At 70.9% G+C, this 17,137-nt stretch carries 20 protein-coding genes, 1 tRNA gene and 1 riboswitch; of the genes, 12 read left to right on the top strand and 9 right to left on the bottom strand.

Annotation, left to right across the window (positions count from 1 at the left end):
- Positions 1–119: 119 nt before the first annotated feature.
- Complete coding sequence (locus OG309_RS13790; RefSeq protein ID WP_329420905.1) at positions 120–1,421, bottom strand: PTS transporter subunit EIIC; 1,302 nt, start codon at positions 1,419–1,421, stop codon at positions 120–122.
- 246 nt (positions 1,422–1,667) lie between these two features.
- Here OG309_RS13790 and OG309_RS13785 point away from each other — a divergent pair, with 246 nt between their 5' ends.
- The 4 genes from OG309_RS13785 to rdgB all read left to right on the top strand — a co-directional run bounded on the left by OG309_RS13785 (position 1,668) and on the right by rdgB (position 3,849).
- Entirely contained in the window at positions 1,668–1,901 is a 234-nt protein-coding gene (locus OG309_RS13785) for a glucose PTS transporter subunit EIIB (RefSeq protein ID WP_018517946.1), read from the top strand.
- Between the two features lie 87 nt (positions 1,902–1,988).
- On the top strand, positions 1,989–2,720 hold the full coding sequence (rph, locus tag OG309_RS13780; protein ID WP_329420903.1) for a ribonuclease PH: 732 nt from the start codon (positions 1,989–1,991) through the stop codon (positions 2,718–2,720).
- A gap of 89 nt (positions 2,721–2,809) precedes the next feature.
- Positions 2,810–3,193: a hypothetical protein gene (locus tag OG309_RS13775; protein WP_329420902.1), complete on the top strand. Its 384-nt coding sequence runs from the start codon at positions 2,810–2,812 to the stop codon at positions 3,191–3,193.
- Positions 3,194–3,246: 53 nt separating this feature from the next.
- A complete protein-coding gene (gene rdgB / locus OG309_RS13770; RefSeq protein WP_329420901.1) occupies positions 3,247–3,849 on the top strand; it encodes an RdgB/HAM1 family non-canonical purine NTP pyrophosphatase in 603 nt (200 codons plus the stop codon).
- A 47-nt stretch (positions 3,850–3,896) separates the two neighbouring features.
- On the opposite strand, the gene OG309_RS13765 is transcribed toward rdgB, so the two are convergent.
- From OG309_RS13765 to bcp, 4 genes are all read right to left on the bottom strand, one after another.
- Positions 3,897–3,971 (bottom strand) — tRNA-Leu (locus OG309_RS13765).
- 13 nt (positions 3,972–3,984) lie between these two features.
- Positions 3,985–4,491: an HNH endonuclease signature motif containing protein gene (locus tag OG309_RS13760; RefSeq protein WP_329420899.1), complete on the bottom strand. Its 507-nt coding sequence runs from the start codon at positions 4,489–4,491 to the stop codon at positions 3,985–3,987.
- Positions 4,488–5,141 (bottom strand): HNH endonuclease signature motif containing protein, encoded by a 654-nt coding sequence (locus OG309_RS13755; protein ID WP_329420897.1) that lies wholly within the window; start codon positions 5,139–5,141, stop codon positions 4,488–4,490. Before OG309_RS13755 ends, OG309_RS13760 begins: the two co-directional genes overlap by 4 nt.
- Before the next feature lie 139 nt (positions 5,142–5,280).
- Positions 5,281–5,748 (bottom strand): thioredoxin-dependent thiol peroxidase, encoded by a 468-nt coding sequence (gene bcp / locus OG309_RS13750; RefSeq protein ID WP_329420895.1) that lies wholly within the window; start codon positions 5,746–5,748, stop codon positions 5,281–5,283.
- A 142-nt stretch (positions 5,749–5,890) separates the two neighbouring features.
- On the opposite strand from bcp, the gene OG309_RS13745 reads away from it, so the two are divergent.
- The 3 genes from OG309_RS13745 (at position 5,891) to OG309_RS13735 (ending at position 7,111) form a co-directional block, all read left to right on the top strand.
- On the top strand, positions 5,891–6,211 hold the full coding sequence (locus tag OG309_RS13745) for a DUF3618 domain-containing protein (protein WP_329420894.1): 321 nt from the start codon (positions 5,891–5,893) through the stop codon (positions 6,209–6,211).
- 67 nt (positions 6,212–6,278) lie between these two features.
- Positions 6,279–6,617: a GroES family chaperonin gene (locus tag OG309_RS13740; RefSeq protein ID WP_046911984.1), complete on the top strand. Its 339-nt coding sequence runs from the start codon at positions 6,279–6,281 to the stop codon at positions 6,615–6,617.
- Positions 6,618–6,684: 67 nt separating this feature from the next.
- Positions 6,685–6,756, top strand: a riboswitch (guanidine-III (ykkC-III) riboswitch).
- 34 nt (positions 6,757–6,790) lie between these two features.
- Positions 6,791–7,111, top strand: coding sequence for a DMT family transporter (locus OG309_RS13735; RefSeq protein WP_329420892.1), 321 nt, complete (start codon positions 6,791–6,793; stop codon positions 7,109–7,111).
- Here the strand turns inward: OG309_RS13735 and OG309_RS13730 are convergent.
- Positions 7,089–9,515 carry a transglycosylase domain-containing protein gene (locus OG309_RS13730; protein ID WP_329420891.1) on the bottom strand — a complete coding sequence of 809 codons (2,427 nt, stop codon included), beginning with the start codon at positions 9,513–9,515 and terminating at the stop codon, positions 7,089–7,091. The two genes, OG309_RS13735 and OG309_RS13730, sit on opposite strands and share 23 nt — an antisense overlap.
- 114 nt (positions 9,516–9,629) lie before the next feature.
- Here OG309_RS13730 and OG309_RS13725 point away from each other — a divergent pair, with 114 nt between their 5' ends.
- The 4 genes from OG309_RS13725 (at position 9,630) to OG309_RS13710 (ending at position 13,668) form a co-directional block, all read left to right on the top strand.
- Positions 9,630–10,430, top strand: coding sequence for an ABC transporter permease (locus tag OG309_RS13725; RefSeq protein WP_329428307.1), 801 nt, complete (start codon positions 9,630–9,632; stop codon positions 10,428–10,430).
- Positions 10,431–10,572: 142 nt separating this feature from the next.
- Positions 10,573–11,352 (top strand): ABC transporter permease, encoded by a 780-nt coding sequence (locus OG309_RS13720; RefSeq protein ID WP_329428306.1) that lies wholly within the window; start codon positions 10,573–10,575, stop codon positions 11,350–11,352.
- Positions 11,353–11,361: 9 nt separating this feature from the next.
- Positions 11,362–12,387, top strand: coding sequence for an ABC transporter ATP-binding protein (locus tag OG309_RS13715; RefSeq protein ID WP_329420889.1), 1,026 nt, complete (start codon positions 11,362–11,364; stop codon positions 12,385–12,387).
- Between the two features lie 12 nt (positions 12,388–12,399).
- A complete protein-coding gene (locus tag OG309_RS13710) occupies positions 12,400–13,668 on the top strand; it encodes a DUF445 domain-containing protein (protein ID WP_329420887.1) in 1,269 nt (422 codons plus the stop codon).
- A gap of 11 nt (positions 13,669–13,679) precedes the next feature.
- On the opposite strand, the gene OG309_RS13705 is transcribed toward OG309_RS13710, so the two are convergent.
- Both OG309_RS13705 and OG309_RS13700 read right to left on the bottom strand, forming a co-directional pair.
- A complete protein-coding gene (locus OG309_RS13705; protein ID WP_329420886.1) occupies positions 13,680–13,982 on the bottom strand; it encodes a hypothetical protein in 303 nt (100 codons plus the stop codon).
- 77 nt (positions 13,983–14,059) lie between these two features.
- Positions 14,060–14,911, bottom strand: coding sequence for a hypothetical protein (locus OG309_RS13700; protein WP_329420884.1), 852 nt, complete (start codon positions 14,909–14,911; stop codon positions 14,060–14,062).
- A gap of 303 nt (positions 14,912–15,214) precedes the next feature.
- Between OG309_RS13700 and OG309_RS13695 the strand changes: the two genes are divergently transcribed.
- Positions 15,215–15,946 carry an aspartate/glutamate racemase family protein gene (locus OG309_RS13695; RefSeq protein ID WP_329428304.1) on the top strand — a complete coding sequence of 244 codons (732 nt, stop codon included), beginning with the start codon at positions 15,215–15,217 and terminating at the stop codon, positions 15,944–15,946.
- Positions 15,947–16,639: 693 nt separating this feature from the next.
- On the opposite strand, the gene OG309_RS13690 is transcribed toward OG309_RS13695, so the two are convergent.
- Complete coding sequence (locus tag OG309_RS13690) at positions 16,640–17,125, bottom strand: TrmO family methyltransferase domain-containing protein (protein ID WP_329420882.1); 486 nt, start codon at positions 17,123–17,125, stop codon at positions 16,640–16,642.
- Between the last annotated feature and the right edge of the window lie 12 nt (positions 17,126–17,137).

The following is a 17,137-nucleotide window of genomic DNA, read 5'->3' as shown; positions in this document are numbered from 1 at the left end:
TTCGAATTTTGTGGGCTCAGCCATAGCCGGACAACCGACGACATAAGGCCCCCGGACCGGGGGGTCCGAGGGCCTGGTGGGCGGGCCGAAGGCCCGTGGGAGGGCCTGGGGGAGAGGGGTTACGCCTTCGTGTTGTCCCGCTCGAATTCGTCCCCCACCTCGTCCGGCTCGCGGCCGGGGGTGGGCAGGTTGAACTTGGTGATCGCGAAGCGGAAGATCGCGTAATAGACGACGGCGAAGCACAGGCCGATCGGGATGATCAGCCACGGCTTGGTCGCCAGGCCCCAGTTGATGACGTAGTCGATCAGGCCGGCCGAGAAGCTGAAGCCGTCGTGGACGCCGAACGCCCAGGTCACCGCCATCGACACACCGGTCAGCAATGCGTGGATCGCGTACAGCACCGGCGCGATGAAGAGGAACGAGTACTCGATCGGCTCGGTGATGCCGGTGACGAACGAGGTCAGGCCGACCGAGAGCATCATGCCGCCGATCTCCTTGCGCCGGTGCGGCTTGGCGCAGTGGGCGATGGCCAGCGCGGCGGCCGGCAGGGCGAACATCATGATGGGGAAGAAGCCGGAGGTGAACTGACCGGCCGCGGGGTCGCCCGCCAGGAACATGCTGATGTCACCGTGGACCACCGTGCCGTCCGGCTTGGTGTACGAGCCGAACTGGAACCAGACCGGCACGTTGAGGAACTGGTGCAGGCCGATGACCAGCAGCGCGCGGTTGGCCACGCCGAAGATGCCCGAGCCCCAGGAGCCGAGCCCGACCAGCCAGTCGCTGAAGCTCTCCAGGGCGTCGCCGATCGGCGGCCAGATCCAGAGGCAGAGGGCGGCGAAGGCGATGCCGACGAAGGCCATGATGATCGGGACGAGCCGGCGCCCGTTGAAGAAGCCGAGCCAGTCGACCAGCTTCACCCGGTGGTAGCGCTGCCAGAGGTAGGCGGCCAGCAGGCCCATGATGATGCCGCCGAAGACGCCGGGGTTCTGGTACGTGTACCCGGCGAAGGTGTCGCCGGCGCCGAGGCAGCCGCCGTCGATGTCCTTGGTGCCGGCCGGGCAGGGCTTGGGGAAGGCGCGCAGCACGCCCCGGTAGACGAGGAAACCGGCCACGGCGGCGAGGGCGGTGGAGCCGTCCGCCTTCTTCGCCATGCCGATCGCGACGCCGATGCAGAAAAGAAGAGGAAGGCCGAGGTCGGCGTCGAGCAGCGCGCCACCCGCTCCCGCCATCACCCGGGCCACGTCGGTCCAGCCCAGGCCCTCGGCGCCGAAGACGTCCGGCTGGCCGAGCCGGCCGATGATGCCGGCCGCGGGGAGGACGGCGATGGGCAGCTGCAGGCTGCGGCCCATCTTCTGCAGCCCCTGGAAGAAGCCGCCCCAGGGTGACTTCTTCGGTACGGCTGCGGCGCTCGTACTGCTCATCGGCGTCCTCCCTGACCCGACTCGGCTCCGGAACGATCCGGATCCGGCTCTCGTTCACACTGGTGTAGACCAGTTGCGATAGGCTCCCCGGGGCCGATCGAGGGCAGGCCGCCGGTGATCGTCATCATTCGGCAGAACGGCGGACTTCGCTCGCGAGACTGGTCCAACCGTGGGTTACCGTGACAAAGCGGACCACCGGTGCGCCGAGACTCACGTTCTTTGAACGGAACGGACAGGGAGAAACACATGGCCAGCAAGGCTGAGAAGATCGTCGCCGGGCTCGGTGGGATCGAGAACATCGAAGAGGTCGAGGGCTGCATCACCCGCCTCCGCACCGAGGTCATCGACCCGTCCAAGGTCGACGAGGCCGCCCTCAAGGCCGCCGGCGCCCACGGCGTCGTGAAGATGGGCACCGCCATCCAGGTCGTCATCGGCACCGACGCGGACCCGATCGCCGCGGACATCGAAGACATGATGTGAGCGGTCGCCCCCGCGACTGACACATCGACGAAGGGCCCGTTCCGGCAGGGGAACGGGCCCTTCGTCAGGTACGGCTACGCTCGTCCCATGTCTCGTATCGACGGCCGTACCCCCGAACAGCTCCGCCCCGTCACCATCGAACGCGGTTGGAGCAAGCACGCCGAGGGCTCCGTCCTCGTCTCCTTCGGCGACACGAAGGTCTTCTGCACCGCCTCCGTCACCGAGGGCGTCCCGCGCTGGCGCAAGGGCAGCGGCGAGGGCTGGGTCACCGGCGAGTACTCGATGCTGCCCCGCGCCACCAACACCCGCGGCGACCGCGAGTCCGTGCGCGGCAAGATCGGCGGCCGCACCCACGAGATCTCCCGCCTCATCGGACGCTCGCTGCGCGCCGTCATCGACTACAAGGCGCTCGGCGAGAACACCATCGTCCTCGACTGCGACGTCCTCCAGGCCGACGGCGGCACCCGCACGGCCGCCATCACCGGCGCCTACGTCGCCCTCGCCGACGCCGTCGCCTGGGCACAGGGCAAGAAGCTGGTGAAGGCCGGCCGCAAGCCCCTCACCGGCACCGTCTCCGCCGTCTCCGTCGGAATCGTCGACGGCGTCCCGCTCCTCGACCTCTGCTACGAGGAGGACGTCCGCGCCGACACCGACATGAACGTCGTCTGCACCGGCGACGGCCGCTTCGTCGAGGTCCAGGGCACCGCCGAGGCCGAGCCCTTCGACCGCAAGGAGCTCAACGCCCTCCTCGACCTGGCCTCCGGCGGCTGCGCCGACCTGGCCGAGATCCAGCGCAAGGCGCTCGAAGGAACTCTCTGAGGGTCCCCGGCGTCTGTCTGGATACGGGCGCACGGGTCGAACCGTGCGCCCCGTCCAGACACGCAGGTACGAGGGGGAGGACCCAACTCTTGAAGCGCCGCCGCTCCATAGCGCTCGCCGTCGCCACCGCCGCCGCACTCACCGGCCTGGTCGGCTGCGGTGCGCTCGACAAGGCCATGGACTGCGTCAAGACCGCCGACGCCATCGCCACCTCGGTCGACAAGTTGTCGCAGGCCGTCTCCAGCGCCTCCAACGACCCGACCCAGATCGAGGAGGCCCTGAACAGCATCGACACCGAGCTGGGCAACCTCAAGAACACGACGGACAACGCGGACCTGTCCAAGGCGGTCGACGACCTCACCAAGGGCGTCGACTCCGTCCGCACGGCCGTCAAGAACGGCGACGCGACCCCCGACATCAAGCCGATCACGGACGCGGCCGCTGAGGTCGGCAAGGTCTGCACACCGGGCTAGCCGGACCCGGGGCCGCCGCGGACCACCACCGCGGCGGCCCCGATAATCGGGACATGACCCGTCTGATCCTCGCCACCCGCAACGCGGGCAAGATCACCGAACTGCACGCGATCCTCGCCGACGCCGGACTCGACCACGAGCTCGTCGGCGCCGACGCCTACCCCGAGATCCCCGATGTCAAGGAGACCGGCGTCACCTTCGCCGAGAACGCGCTCCTCAAGGCCCACGCCCTGGCCCAGGCCACCGGCCTGCCCGCCGTCGCCGACGACTCCGGACTCTGTGTCGACGTCCTGAACGGCGCCCCCGGCATCTTCTCGGCCCGCTGGGCCGGCCGGCACGGCGACGACCGGGCCAACCTGGAACTGCTGCTCGCCCAGCTCTCCGACATCGACGACGCCCACCGCGCCGCCCACTTCGCCTGCGCCGCCGCCCTCGCCCTGCCCGACGGCACCGAGCGCGTCGTCGAGGGCCGCATGCCGGGCACCCTGCGCCACGCCCCCGTCGGCACCAACGGCTTCGGCTACGACCCGATCCTCCAGCCGGAGGGCCACGAGGTCACCTGCGCCGAGCTGACACCGGCACAGAAGAACGCGATCAGCCACCGCGGCAAGGCCTTCCGGGCCCTGGCGCCGGTGGTGCGGGAACTGCTGGGCTGAGGAGAACGGCAAAGGCGCGCCACCCGGTGGGTGACGCGCCTTCCCTGTGGGCCCGGTGGGACTCGAACCCACGACACACCGGACCTAAACCGGCGCCCTCTAGCCAGCTGGGGTACGGGCCCAAGGCTCCTTACCTTACTGGCCCGGCCGGCCGGCCCGGCGCTTGCCTCCCCTGCACCAGGTGCTCGTGATGGCATGGCAGTTGGGACAGAGCAGCCGCAGGTTCTCGCGCCGGTCGTCGTTTCGGTCGCCGTTGACGTGATCGACCTCCAGGGTCATGGGCCTGCCGAGCCACTCGGGGCCGACACCACACCGGGCGCACTCCTCGGGCACGCCGATGCACCGAAGCGCGCGACGAAGACGCGCGGTGGTGGTCCGATACGTGGCACCGTGGCGCACCAGCACCTCCTCCGGCCGCTTGGCGGCAGGACTCGGCTTCGCCCGCTGATGCGCCTGTCCGAGGAAGTGTGCGGTCGAGACGCGGTCGTCGGCGATCCAGCGGCGCAGGTTCGCCCGCTGGGCGCCGTTGTCCGCACGGCCCAGGCGGCCCAGCGTCTCTCTGACGGAGAGCGACGCGGCGACCGCCGCCTCCACCTCGCGGGCGCTCGGGCGCTCTCGGGCGGAGAGCCTGCCGCCCGTCATGAAGCCCGCCGCCTCTTGCCGCGCCCCCGGTAGGTGTCCGTCGTGGAGTGGCAGTTCGGGCAGAGCAGCCGCAGGTTACCGCGCCGGTTGTCCCGCCAGTCGCCGTCGATGTGGTCGACCTCCAAGGGAAGCGGTTCGCCCATCCAGACCGCCTCGACTCCGCAGAGCGCGCAGCGTTCCTCCAGGCCCGCCTCGCGCATCGCCCGCTTGAGCCGGGAGCTCGGCACCCGTGTCGGATGCGGTGACACGTCCCTCACGAGGATCTCCGCCGCGGTCCTGCGGCGCGGAGCGGACCCCGCGCCCTTTGCCCGGGCCGCGGGTCTGAAGTGCGAGGTGTCGATGCCGCAGACCTCGATGCGGCGCGCGATGTGGGCCTGATGGCCGCCGACCGAGTCGAGGCCAAGCCGGCGGACGACGTCGTTCACGCTCGTGGACAGGGCCACGACGGGCTCCAGCACCTCCCGCGTCCACCGCACCCCCTCCCGCTCGAAGTGCGACACGTCCACCCCCAGCCTCCGCAGCCGCTCGCGCACGTACCTCCGCGTCGGGCTCTGCGGATCCAGGCCCAGTCGCCTCAGCGCCTCTGACAGCGTGCGTGCCCCCTGTGCCGCCGCCTCCAGCCGTTCCTTCGGAAACGCGCTCGTGCCCATCGAGCCCCCCTTCTGGTCTCGCACAGGTCAACGAACCGCTCATCGGACGGTCACGTCATGTCGCGTGCGAGATACGGAACGGCCCGCACCGCTTCCGGACGGGAAGCTGTGCGGGCCGTTCCGTGGTCCAGGGCCGGGTTCAGATCCCCAGGTCCTTGATGATCTTGGCGACGTGGCCGGTCGCCTTCACGTTGTAGAGGGCGCGCTCGACCTTGCCCTCCTCGTCGACGACGACGGTCGACCGGATCACGCCGGTCACGACCTTGCCGTACAGCTTCTTCTCGCCGAAGGCGCCGTACGCCTCCAGGACCTGCTTCTCCGGGTCGCCGACCAGTGTGACCTTCAGGTTCTCCTTGTCGCGGAACTTCGCCAGCTTCTCCGGCTTGTCCGGGGACACGCCGATGACGTCGTAGCCCGCACCGGCCAGCAGCTCCAGGTTGTCCGTGAAGTCGCAGGCCTGCTTGGTGCAGCCGGGGGTCAGGGCGGCCGGGTAGAAGTAGACGATGACCTTGCGGCCCTTGTGGTCCGCGAGGGAGACCTCGTTGCCGTCCGCGTCGGGAAGGGTGAAGGCGGGGGCGGTGTCGCCGGGCTGCAGTCGCTCGCTCATGGCTCTCCTCGGGAATGTTCGCGTACGCGTTCAGAGCCTAATGGGGGTCGGGGACGACCCGCGGGCAAGGAAGCTGACAGACTGTCCGTCGACGACCGGAACACGCCGGTACTCGCCGGTACACGACTACGGAGGCAGCGCAGTGTCGGACGCCAGGACCCCTGCGCAGATCGAGGCGGACATCGTCCGCCGACGCGAGCAGCTCGCCGTCACCCTCGACGAGATCGGCATTCGGGTGCACCCGAAGACGATCATCGGCGACGCGAAGGCGAAGGTCGCCGCCACGGTCGACCACACCGCCGGGCGCGCCTTCGTCGCGGTCAACCGCGTCGTGTCCGACGTGAAGGCCCGCTTCACCGACGAGGACGGCGCGCCCCGACTGGAGCGCGTGGTGCCGGTGGCGCTGGTGGCCGTCGCGGTCGTCGGACTGATCGCCGCGTCCGCCCGCAAGGGCCGGCACTGAGGGCGGGAGCGCCCCGGCCGGCCCGGCCCGGGTACGGGCGACACGCCGGGGCAGGTAGGTTCGAGTCGTGAGCGACAACACCCACGACAAGCTGCCCATCCGGATGCTCCACGACCGGGTCCTGGTCCGTACCGACACCCCAGAAGGGGAACGGCGCTCGGGCGGCGGCATCCTCATTCCGGCGACCGCGGCCGTCGGCCGCCGGCTGGCCTGGGCCGAGGTGGTCGCGGTCGGACAGAACGTCCGGACCGTCGAGATCGGCGACCGGGTCCTGTACGACCCCGAGGACCGCGCCGAGGTCGAGGTGCGGGGCGTCGCGTACGTCCTGATGCGCGAGCGGGACCTGCACGCGGTCGCCGCCGACCGCTTCCAGGGGCAGTCCGACTCGACGGGGCTGTACCTGTAGCCGTGGCCCGCCGCGTCGGCCGGTAGTTCCGCCCCGAGGCCTGGTGACCGGTGTCACCAGGCCTTTTGCCTTCCCTTTGCTAAGCTGAGGGCACCCGACGAGACGCGCCGTACCGGGTTACACGACAAGACGACGCACCCCTGTTGATCCGTCTCGCGGAGGTGTTCGTCGTCATGGCCTGGGTCCTTCTCATCGTCGCCGGTCTTATCGAGGTCGGCTGGTCGATCGGCATGAAGTACACCGAGGGCTTCACCCGTCTCTGGCCGAGCGTCTTCACGGGCGCCGGGATCGTCGCCTCGATGCTGCTGCTCTCGCAGGCCGCCAAGACCCTGCCGATCGGCACGGCGTACGGCGTCTGGGTGGGCATCGGCGCGGCCGGCGCGGCGGTGTTCGGCATGGTGGTGCTCGGTGAACCGGCGACCGCCGCCCGCATCTTCTTCGTCTGTCTGCTGCTGGTGGCCGTGGTGGGCCTCAAGGCCACCTCGGGTCACTGACCCGCGGCGGAGCCGGTTCCGGCACGGCCCCCGGGCCGGTCGGCACCGGGTCCGCCTCCCGTACGGGAAGCGGTACGGGTTCCCGTACCGGCTCGCGCGCGGGCTCCGGTACGGGCGCCCGCGCGGGCTCCCGTACCGGCTCGCTCAGAGGCTCCCGTACGGACTCCCGCATCGTCTCCCGTACGGACTCCCGCAAGGACTCCCGCACCGGCTCCCGCCCCTGCCCCGCCCCGCCCCTCGGCGCCGCGGGCCAGCGCGGGTGCCTGCGGTCGGCCGCGCCCGGCCCCTCGAAGCCTTGCGCACCGTCCGGGAGGTCCGGCGCCGGCGGCACCGCCGGCAGCTCCTCCGCGCCCTCCAGGAGGCGCAGGTCGAACTCCTTCGGCGCGACGTCCGCGAGCGCCTCCCGGGTGAACTGGCCCCAGATCTCGGCGGGCGCCCCGCCCCCGTTGATCCGGGGCTGGCCCAGCGCCCCGTACAGCGGTTCCTGCCGGCCCGACTCCGGGTCCTGGCCCATCATCGCCACCACCGTCGCGAGCTCGGGGGTGTAGCCGGCGAACCAGGCCGCCTTGTCGTCCTCCGCCGTGCCCGTCTTGCCCGCCGCCGGCCGCCCGGCCGCGAGGGCCGCCGTGCCGGTGCCGCCCTGGACGACGCTCCGCAGCACGGACGTCGTCGTGTCGGCCGCCTCGCGGCCGATCGCCACGCGCGCCCCTTCCGGACCCGCCGCGCCGGGCAGCTCCAGCTCCTCCCCGTCCCGGGCGACCCGCTCGACCAGGGTGTACGTGCCGTGGGAGCCGTGGTTGGCGAGCGTCGCGTACGCCTGCGCCAGGTCCAGGACGCTCGCCGTGGCCGGGCCGAGCGCGATGGAGGGGGAGGAGGTGAGGTCCGGGGTGTTCCCCGGCAGGCCGAGCGCGACCGCGGCCTCGCGGACCCGCCCCGGGCCGACGTCCACGGCCATCTGCGCGTACACGGCGTTCACCGAACGGTCGGTGGCGGACCGCACGGTGATGTCGCCGTAGCTGGTGTCGTCCTCGTTGGCCGGGTCGTAGAAGGTCCCGTTCCACCCCTGCACGGGCCGCCGGTTGTCGCCGTCGTAGTAGGTGTTCGGCGTGATCCGTTCACCCTCCTGGGTCAGCGCGCCGTGCTGGAGTGCCGCGGCGAGGACGAAGGGCTTGAAGGTGGAGCCGACCTGGTAGTCGCGGCGGGTGGCGTTGTTGACGAACTGCCGGGTGTAGTCGATGCCCCCGTAGAGGGCGACGACCCGGCCGCTCGCCGGTTCGACGGCCGCGCCCCCGACCCGTACGTACCGGTCGGCCGGGTTGCGCGCCGGGTCCAGCTTCGTGTTCACGTGCTCGTCGACGGCCTGCACGAAGGCGTCCTGCTTGTCCCGGTCCAGGGTGGTGGTGATCCGGAAGCCGCCGGCGGCCAGGGTCTTCTCGTCGACGATCCCGCGCTCGGTCAGGTACTGCTCCACCGCCTGCACGAGGTAGCCGCGCTGCCCGGAGAGACCGGCCGAGGGCCGGACCGGCTGCGGGGTGGGGAAGGCGGCGGTGGCGCGGGCGCCGGGGGGCAGCCAGCCCTCCTTGACCATGCCGTCCAGGACGTACCGCCAGCGGGCGAGCGCGCGCGGCCGGTTCTCGGGGTGGGCCGCGACGTCGTACGCGTTGGGCGCGTTGAGCAGCGAGGCGAGGTACGCGCCCTCGGAGGCGTCCAGGTCCTTGGCGTCCTTGCCGTAGTAGGCCCGGGCGGCGGCCTGGATCCCGTAGGCGTTGCGCCCGAAGTAGCTGGTGTTCAGGTACCCCTCCAGGATCTCCCCCTTGCTCTTCTCGCGGCCCAGCTTGATCGCGATGAAGAACTCCTTCGCCTTGCGGGTGAGGGTCTGCTCCTGGCCCAGGTAGTAGTTCTTGACGTACTGCTGGGTGATGGTCGAGCCGGACTGGCGGCCCTTGCCGGTGAGGGTGTTCCAGGTGGCGCGGACCATGGCCCGGGGGTCCACCGCGGGCGAGGTGTGGAAGTCGCGGTCCTCGGCGGCCAGCACGGCGTGCTGGACCGCGGCCGGGACCCGCGCCAGGCTCACGTTCTCCCGGTCGACCTCGCCGTCGCGGGCGATCTGGCTGCCGTCGCGGTACAGGAACAGGTTGGACTGGGCGACCGCCGTGGCGTTGGCGGGCGGGATGTCCACGAGGAGGTAGCCGGCGGCGAAGCAGCCGAGCAGCAGCAGGCCGCCGAGGACGAAGAGCCCGAGCAGCCGCCGCAGGAGGCGGCGGGGGCGACGCCCCCGGGACGGGGGCGGGGCGGGGACGGTCGGGTCCCTGGGCTCCCAGGAGGACTCGGCGGACCGGGTCTCGCCCGCGCCGGGCGGCGTACTGGATGATCTACCGGATGACCTACCGGATGAAGGGGACATAACAGTACATCCTGCCCGCAAGGTCCGGAAAACCGGTCGCGACGGCACGGGAAGTCCCCCTAAGGTCGGGCCCTTTGTGCGGTGGGACCGGGACCGGAGGGAGCAGGAGGCATGCTGCGGCTCTACGCGACCGTCGCCGCCGGTGGGTTCAGGCGCCACGCCACCTACCGGGTGGCCACGGCGGCGGGGGTGTTCACCAACACCGTCTTCGGCTTCATCCTGTCGTACACCTACATCGCCCTCTGGGACGTGCGCCCCACGCTCGGCGGGTACGACATGGCGGACGCCCTCGCCTATGTGTGGATCGGCCAGGCCCTCATCACCGTGTGCGGGCTGATGGGCGGCGGGTTCGAGGAGGAGCTGATCGAGCGGATCAGGACCGGCGACATCGCGGTCGACCTCTACCGCCCCGCCGACCTCCAGGCCTGGTGGTTCGCCGCGAACCTGGGCCGGGCGGCCTACCAGCTGCTCGGCCGCGGCATCGCCCCCATGCTCTTCGGCGCCCTCGTCTTCGACCTGACCCTGCCGAGCAGCCCCTGGACCTGGCTCGCCTTCCTCGGCTCGGTGACGCTCGGCGCGATCGTCAGCTTCGCCGTCTGGTACCTGGTGGCGATGAGCGCCTTCTGGCTGCTCGACGGCCAGGGCGTCCTCCAGGTGGCCTGGCTGGGCGGCCTGTTCTTCTCCGGGATGCTGCTCCCCCTCAACGTCTTCCCCGGCGCCCTGGGCGAGCTCGCGCGCGTGCTCCCCTGGGCCTCGATGCTCCAGGTGCCGGCCGACGTGTACCTGGGGCGGTACGAGGGCTGGGGCGTGCTGGGGGCGTACGCGTTCCAGGGCTGCTGGGCGGTCGTCCTCCTCGCGACGGGCCGCGCGGTGCAGGCGGCGGCGACGCGGAAGGTGGTGGTGCAGGGTGGGTGAGCGGGTGGAGCGGGCCGATCGGAGCGAGCGGGTGGAGCGGGTGGAGCGGGCCGATCGGAGCGAGCGGGTGGAGCGGGGCGAGTGGGCGGCCGAGTCCTGGCCTCCGGGCGGCGGGGTGGCCGAGTCGTGGCGGACGTACCGCATGGTGGCGGGGATGTGGATCCGGTCCACCCTCACGTACCGCTCCTCCTTCGCCCTGACCCTCCTCTCCTCCCTCCTCGTCACCTTCTTCGACTTCGTCGTCATCCTCCTGATGTTCGGCCAGGTCAGTGGACTCGGCGGCTTCTCCTTTGCGGAGGTCGCGTTCCTGTACGGGACGGCCGGCACCTCGTTCGGTCTCGCCGACCTGGTGATGGGCTCGCTGCCGCGGATGGGCAAGCGGGTGCGCGACGGCTCCCTCGACACGTTCCTGCTGCGCCCCGCGCCGGTCCTCGCGCAGGTCGCGGCCGACCGTTTCGCGCTGCGGCGGCTCGGGCGGATCGCCCAGGGGCTGCTCGTCCTGGTCTGGGGCCTGGTGCTCCTGGACGGCGTGGAGTGGACGCCGCTGAAGGTGCTCCTGGTGCCGGTGATGCTGCTGAGCGGCGCGCTGATCTTCGCCGCGCTGATGGTGCTGGGCGCCTCCACCCTGTTCTGGCTGCAGGACGCGGCGGAGGTGACCAGCTCGTTCACGTACGGCGGCAACACGATGCTCCAGTACCCGCCGACGATCTTCGCCCAGGACCTGGTGCGGGGCGTCGTCTTCGTCGTACCGCTCGCCTTCGTCAACTGGCTGCCCGCCCTCTACGTCCTGGGGAGGACGCCGCCGGCGGGGGTGCCGGGCTGGACGGCGTTCCTGTCACCCGTGATCGCGGTGGTGTGCTGCGCGGTGGCGGGGCTCGCGTGGCGGACGGGCCTGCGCAGCTACCGATCGACAGGAAGCTGAGGTATCCGAATGGCCCCCTCCACCCCCGACACCCCCATCACCCCCACCACCCCCACCACCCCCTTCATCGAACTCGACTCCCTGGAGAAGGTCTTCACGGTCCGCCGCAGGGCGGGCCTCCTCCGCCGCGAGAAGCGTGAGGTCCGGGCGGTAGACGGCATCTCCTTCACGGTCGGGAAGGGGGAGATGGTCGGCTACATCGGCCCCAACGGTGCCGGGAAATCCACCACGATCAAGATGCTGACCGGCATCCTCACCCCGAGCGGTGGCCGGCTGAGGGTGGCCGGGATCGACCCCTCGCGCGAGCGCACCCGGCTCGCCCGCCGCATCGGGGTGGTCTTCGGGCAGCGCACGACCCTCTGGTGGGACCTGCCGCTGCGCGACTCGTACACCCTGGTCCACCGCATGTACCGGATCCCCGACGCCCGCTACGCCGAGAACCTCGCCCGCTGCGTCGAACTCCTCGACCTCGGCGACCTGCTCGACGTACCGGTGCGGCAGCTGTCCCTCGGCCAGCGGATGCGCGGGGACATCGCGGCGGCGCTGCTGCACGACCCGGACGTGCTGTACCTGGACGAGCCGACGATCGGCCTGGACGTGGTGTCGAAGGCGAAGGTCCGCGGCTTCCTGCGCGAGCTGAACGCGACCCGCGGCACGACGGTCCTGCTCACCACCCACGACCTGACCGACATCGAACAGCTCTGCAGCCGGGTGATGGTGATCGACCACGGGCGCCTGATGTACGACGGCGAGCTCGCCGGCCTGCACGCGGTCGGCGACAGCGAGCGCCTGCTGGTGGTGGACCTGGCGCGGGAATCGGCGCCGATCGAGGTGCCGGGCGCCCGTTTCGTACGGGCGGAGGGACCCCGCCAGTGGCTGGCGATCCCGGCCGCCTCGTCGGCGGCGCCGGTGGTGGCGGCGGTGGCGGCCGCGTACCCGCTGGTGGACCTCTCCGTGCGGGAGCCGGACATCGAGGCGGTGATCGCGAAGATGTACGGGGGAACTCCGGGTGCGTCCCAGGAGTCACTGAGGTAAGGAGGTGGGGTGATGGTGAGTTTCACGTACACGGCGGCGGACGAGGAGAAGAGCAAGGGCGTCCGGCGGATGAAACTGCTGGCGACGGGCCTGCTCGCGTGCGTGGCGCTGGTCTTCGCCCTGGCCACGTGGGCGAAGAACGCGGGTGCCGGGGCTTGGGCGGGCTACGTGGCCGCGGCGGCGGAGGCGGGCATGGTCGGCGCGTTGGCCGACTGGTTCGCGGTGACGGCCCTGTTCCGCCGCCCGCTGGGCCTCCCCATCCCCCACACGGCGATCATCCCGACCAAGAAGGACCAGCTGGGCGCGTCGCTGGGCACCTTCGTCGGGGAGAACTTCCTCTCCGCCGACGTCGTACGGGGCAGGCTGCGCGGCTTCGGCATCGCCCGCCGCCTCGGCGCGTGGCTGGCGGACCCGGCCCACGCGGACCGCGTCACCTCCGAACTGGCGGCAGCGCTGCGGGGCGCGCTCACGGTCCTCCGCGACGCGGACGTGCAGGCGGTCGTCGGAGAGGCGATCACCCGCCGGGCGGAGTCCGTGGAGGTCGCCCCGGGCCTGGGCAAGACCCTGGAACGCATGGTCGCCGACGGCTCCCACCACCGGGCGGTGGACCTGGTCTGCACCCGGGCCCACGACTGGCTGGTGACGCACGGCGACTCGGTGATGGACGCGGTCCAGGGCGGGGCGCCGGGCTGGACCCCGCGCTTCGTGGACCGGCGCATCGGCGAGCGCGTCTACAAGGAGCTGCTCCGCTTCGTGACGGAGATGCGGGACATGCCGGGCCACCCGGCGCGCGGCGCGATCGACCGTTTCCTCACCGACTTCGCCGCCGACCTCCAGGGCGACACGGACACCCGCGCCCGCGTGGAACGCCTGAAGACCGACCTGCTGGCCCGCCCCGAGGTCCAGGACGTCATCGCCTCGGCCTGGTCCTCGGTCCGCGCCCTGATCCTGGCCGCCGCCGAGGACGACCAGAGCCAGCTCCGCCGCCGCGCCCGCGCGTCCCTGATCTCCCTGGGCACCCGCCTGGCCACCGACGACCGCCTCCAGGCCAAGGTCGAAGGCTGGGCCGAGGACGCCGCGGCCTACGTCGTCACCACCTACCGCACCGAGATCACCTCCCTGATCACCGACACGGTCGCCGGCTGGGACGCCACCCAGACCTCGAAGAAGATCGAGGCCAACATCGGCCGCGACCTCCAGTTCATCCGCATCAACGGCACGGTGGTGGGCGCGCTGGCGGGCCTGCTGATCTACACGGTCAGCCACGCGGTGGGCGGCTGACCGAACGGACCTCAGCCGGCCTTGCGCGTCACGACGTAGGCGGCACCGGCCATCGCCCCGGCCACGGAGAACACCGCGGGCCAGGCCCCGATCTTCTTAGCGAGCGGATGCGACCCGGCGAAGGCGGCCACGTACGCGGCCGTCAGCCCGCCGGCCACCTTCGCCCCACCCACCTGCTGCCACTCCCGAGCCGCCACCCCACCAGCAGCGGCCAGCACGACACCCCCAAGGGGTCGCTTCTTGGTCCATCGAGCAACGGCATAACCACCGACGAGACCGGCGGCGGCGACGGCGGGGGAGGGGATGCGGGGCATGGCGGGGCCTTCCTGGTCGATGGGGCGCCCTCCGAGCGTACGAGGTGCGGGCGCTGTGCCACCAAGGGGGCCTACGGTCAGGTGCACTGGGCACAGCGGGTCTCGTCGCCGACCGGCCGGAACAACATGACTTGAGTGTGGTCGCCCGCACACTCGCGGGTCCCGCGGAGCCGCGCGGAGACCGACTCTCCGGATGTGCGCTGGGGTGGCAGGGTCCGGGGCGGCACGTCACGCAGAAGGTAGCGGACGAGGCCGCCGGGCCGGTGTACGGACGTCCCGGTGCCGGGCAGGGAGCGCAGGATGTGTTCGTGGACGTCGGTGGGCGTGTGGCCGGCGTCCAGCCAGCGGGCGGCGAGCCGGGCGAGCTCGTCGCGCATGCCGGGCGGGATGTGCCGGAGGGCGGGGGAGAGGATGGGCAGGGCACCGATGAGGGCGCGGGCGTCTTCCAGCCGAGGGGATTCCACGACGGCCTTCTCCGGCGGAAGGTTGGAGGTGTCTTCCTCGGGGTCTTTCTTTGGATGACCGTCGGTCGGCGGGGTCACCGGCTGACCGACGGCCGGTTTCGGAGGGCTCGGTGCGACCTGCACGAATGCGACCGGTGTCCCGGCGAGCAGCTTGGCGGCCTGCTCGGCGCTCAACGGAGAACTGGAGACGAGCTGTTGGGTCACCCACCGCCCTCCGGCGATCTGTACGCGCCGCTCGTGGACGAACCCTTCCTCCTTGAGCTGGCGCTTGGCGCGGGTGAAGGCGCATGCCCCGATCCGGGCACGTTCGGCGGTGCGGGAGAGTGACTCGCGGGCGCCCTGGGGGAGAGAGAGCTGCCAGGTCAGAAGCCGAACGGCGTCGGAGCTGAGCCGAGGATGGCGAATGAGCTCGTGCGAGAACTGACTGAAGGCGCGCGCGGGCGCGTTAAAGTGCCGGTAGATCACGGTGGAGTCCGATTCCACTAGTGGTTCAGGCCCTCGCCGATGGCGCCAACCATCTGCGAGGGCCGTTTTGCGCGACCGTAACGTACGCAAAGCGCCTGGGTGGGCACGGTGAGTGAAGATGACTCGTGTGGGTGACCTTGAGGCGCACGCTTCAACGGCATGCGGCGAACGGTCAGCACATGCGGAAGCTCGACTGACTCCAAGCGGGGCTTATGCGTTGTGGCCTGCCATGCTCAACTCCTTATACAGAAGCGTCCGGTGGCGAACGCGATGCCGCTCGGTGTCGATGTGAGGAGCGTGGCGATGAAGACGATCGGGCTGATCGGCGGGATGAGCTGGGAGTCGACAGCGGAGTACTACCGGCTGTTGAACGAGTTCATCCGTGACCGCCTCGGCGGACTCCACTCGGCGCGGTGCGTGCTCTACTCGGTGGACTTCGCGGAGATCGAGCAGTTGCAGGTCCAGGGCCGCTGGACGGAGGCAGGCGAGATCCTGGCTGCGGCTGCTCAAGCTCTTGAGGCGGCAGGCGCTGACATGGTGCTGATCTGCACCAACACCATGCACAAGGTCGCCGATCACGTCGAGGCGGCGGTCTCCATCCCTCTGCTGCACCTGGCCGACGCCACCGCGGAGGCCGTACGGGCGTCGGGCCTGCACCGAGTCGGCCTGCTGGGCACCGCATTCACCATGGAGGAGGAGTTCTACCGAGGCCGTCTCGAGGCCGGCGGACTCGATGTGCGCATCCCGGACGCCGACGGGCGCGCGATCGTTCACCGCGTGATCTACGAGGAACTCTGCCTGGGCGTTGTGCGGGAGGAGTCACGTGCCGCCTATCAGAAGGTCATCACGGACTTGGTCGCTGCCGGCGCGGAAGGCATCATCTTGGGCTGCACCGAAATCGAGCTTCTCATCGGTACTGAGGACTGTCCTGTCCCGGTCTTCCCCACTGCACGACTCCACGCTGCGGCTGCCGTGCACGCAGCACTGTCCGGCACCCAGAACGCCTCAGGCGAGGCACCGGCGACGCGAGCGTAACGATGGGCTTCTCGGCGTGACCCGGCTTCGAGGGTGCGGGTGCGGCCGCCCTCTTTCCGAGTGTGGCGGCCTCCACCACCGCGTCAAGGGCGCTCCTTCGTCGCGTCGGCTTCGCCGATGGGCTGCGCCACCCTTGACCCGGCGGCGGAGCCCGCCATTTCACACTCGGAGGGCGGCCGGGGGCGGGGCCGCGCGGGGGCCCGGGCAGTACCCGGGGCTGGAGAGCGCCTGACAGGCCGGTGGGGCGGGGCTGGGTTCATGGCCGGGGTGGGTGGGACCGGGTCCCCTCGGCTCGGGGTGCGCGGCAGTGGAATGGGGCGGCCCGGCGGCGCTCAGCGGGTTGCGGTCGTCTCGGGCCGGGCTTCAGGCCCCGCTGGTCGCTGTGTGTGGGTCTCCCGCAGTAACTCGGACTGATCAGGTGGCGCACTTTGGGGCCCTCCTGGGAGGCCCTTACCAGGAGTGGAGCGGACTTGTTCGCGCCTCCCACCCACCGGCAGTGACCAGCGGGGCATGACGCCCAACCGACGGATGGCGGACCGCCGCTAAGCACCGTCCAACCGCCCCATCCAACGACCGCGCACCGAGATCCGACGGAACCGGGCTCACCCACCCCGGCCACAAACCGAGCCCCCACTTACCGGCCTGTCGTCACCCCCCTGAGGTCAGATGTCGTGCTGGCAGCACGATTGGTCCTCAACGTTCAGAGGCGTCTCGCCAATAGTCCGCGAGCATTTCGCCTGGCCACGTCGGCTGAGTGATGGCCCCACGAGGGAGCATTTCTTGGAAGACCGCCACGAGATCGACGACCTGAGTGCCGTCGTCGGCGTCGAGGTCCGCGACGTGTAGGTCGCGCCCGTCGACCTTGAGCAGTCTCGGGAAGGAAGTAGCCAGCCGCGCCGGACGCCGATGGTTGTGGTGAACGAAGGTGCCGGTCGCCGGCCATGCGGGGTTGCCTCGGGGGCTGCGTGCATGAAGCGCGACATCGTCCGGGGATCCGAGGTTGAAGAACCACGTGACCTGGAGGTGGGAGAACTGCTCGATGCCTTGCAGGGTCTCCACGGGGAACTCCGGCCGCAGGCGGATGACCGATTCCACGCCGCCCTTGAAGTCGTCGAGGCGTCCGGTATGACCTCCGACGACGTCGGCGATGACCGGCACCTCGATGAACTGTGCAGGCACGGTTTCCCTTCT

This window comes from Streptomyces sp. NBC_01268, assembly GCF_036240795.1.
Classification (GTDB): domain Bacteria; phylum Actinomycetota; class Actinomycetes; order Streptomycetales; family Streptomycetaceae; genus Streptomyces.
Note: the sequence above shows the minus strand (reverse complement) of the source record. Positions and strands in the feature narration are given on the sequence as shown.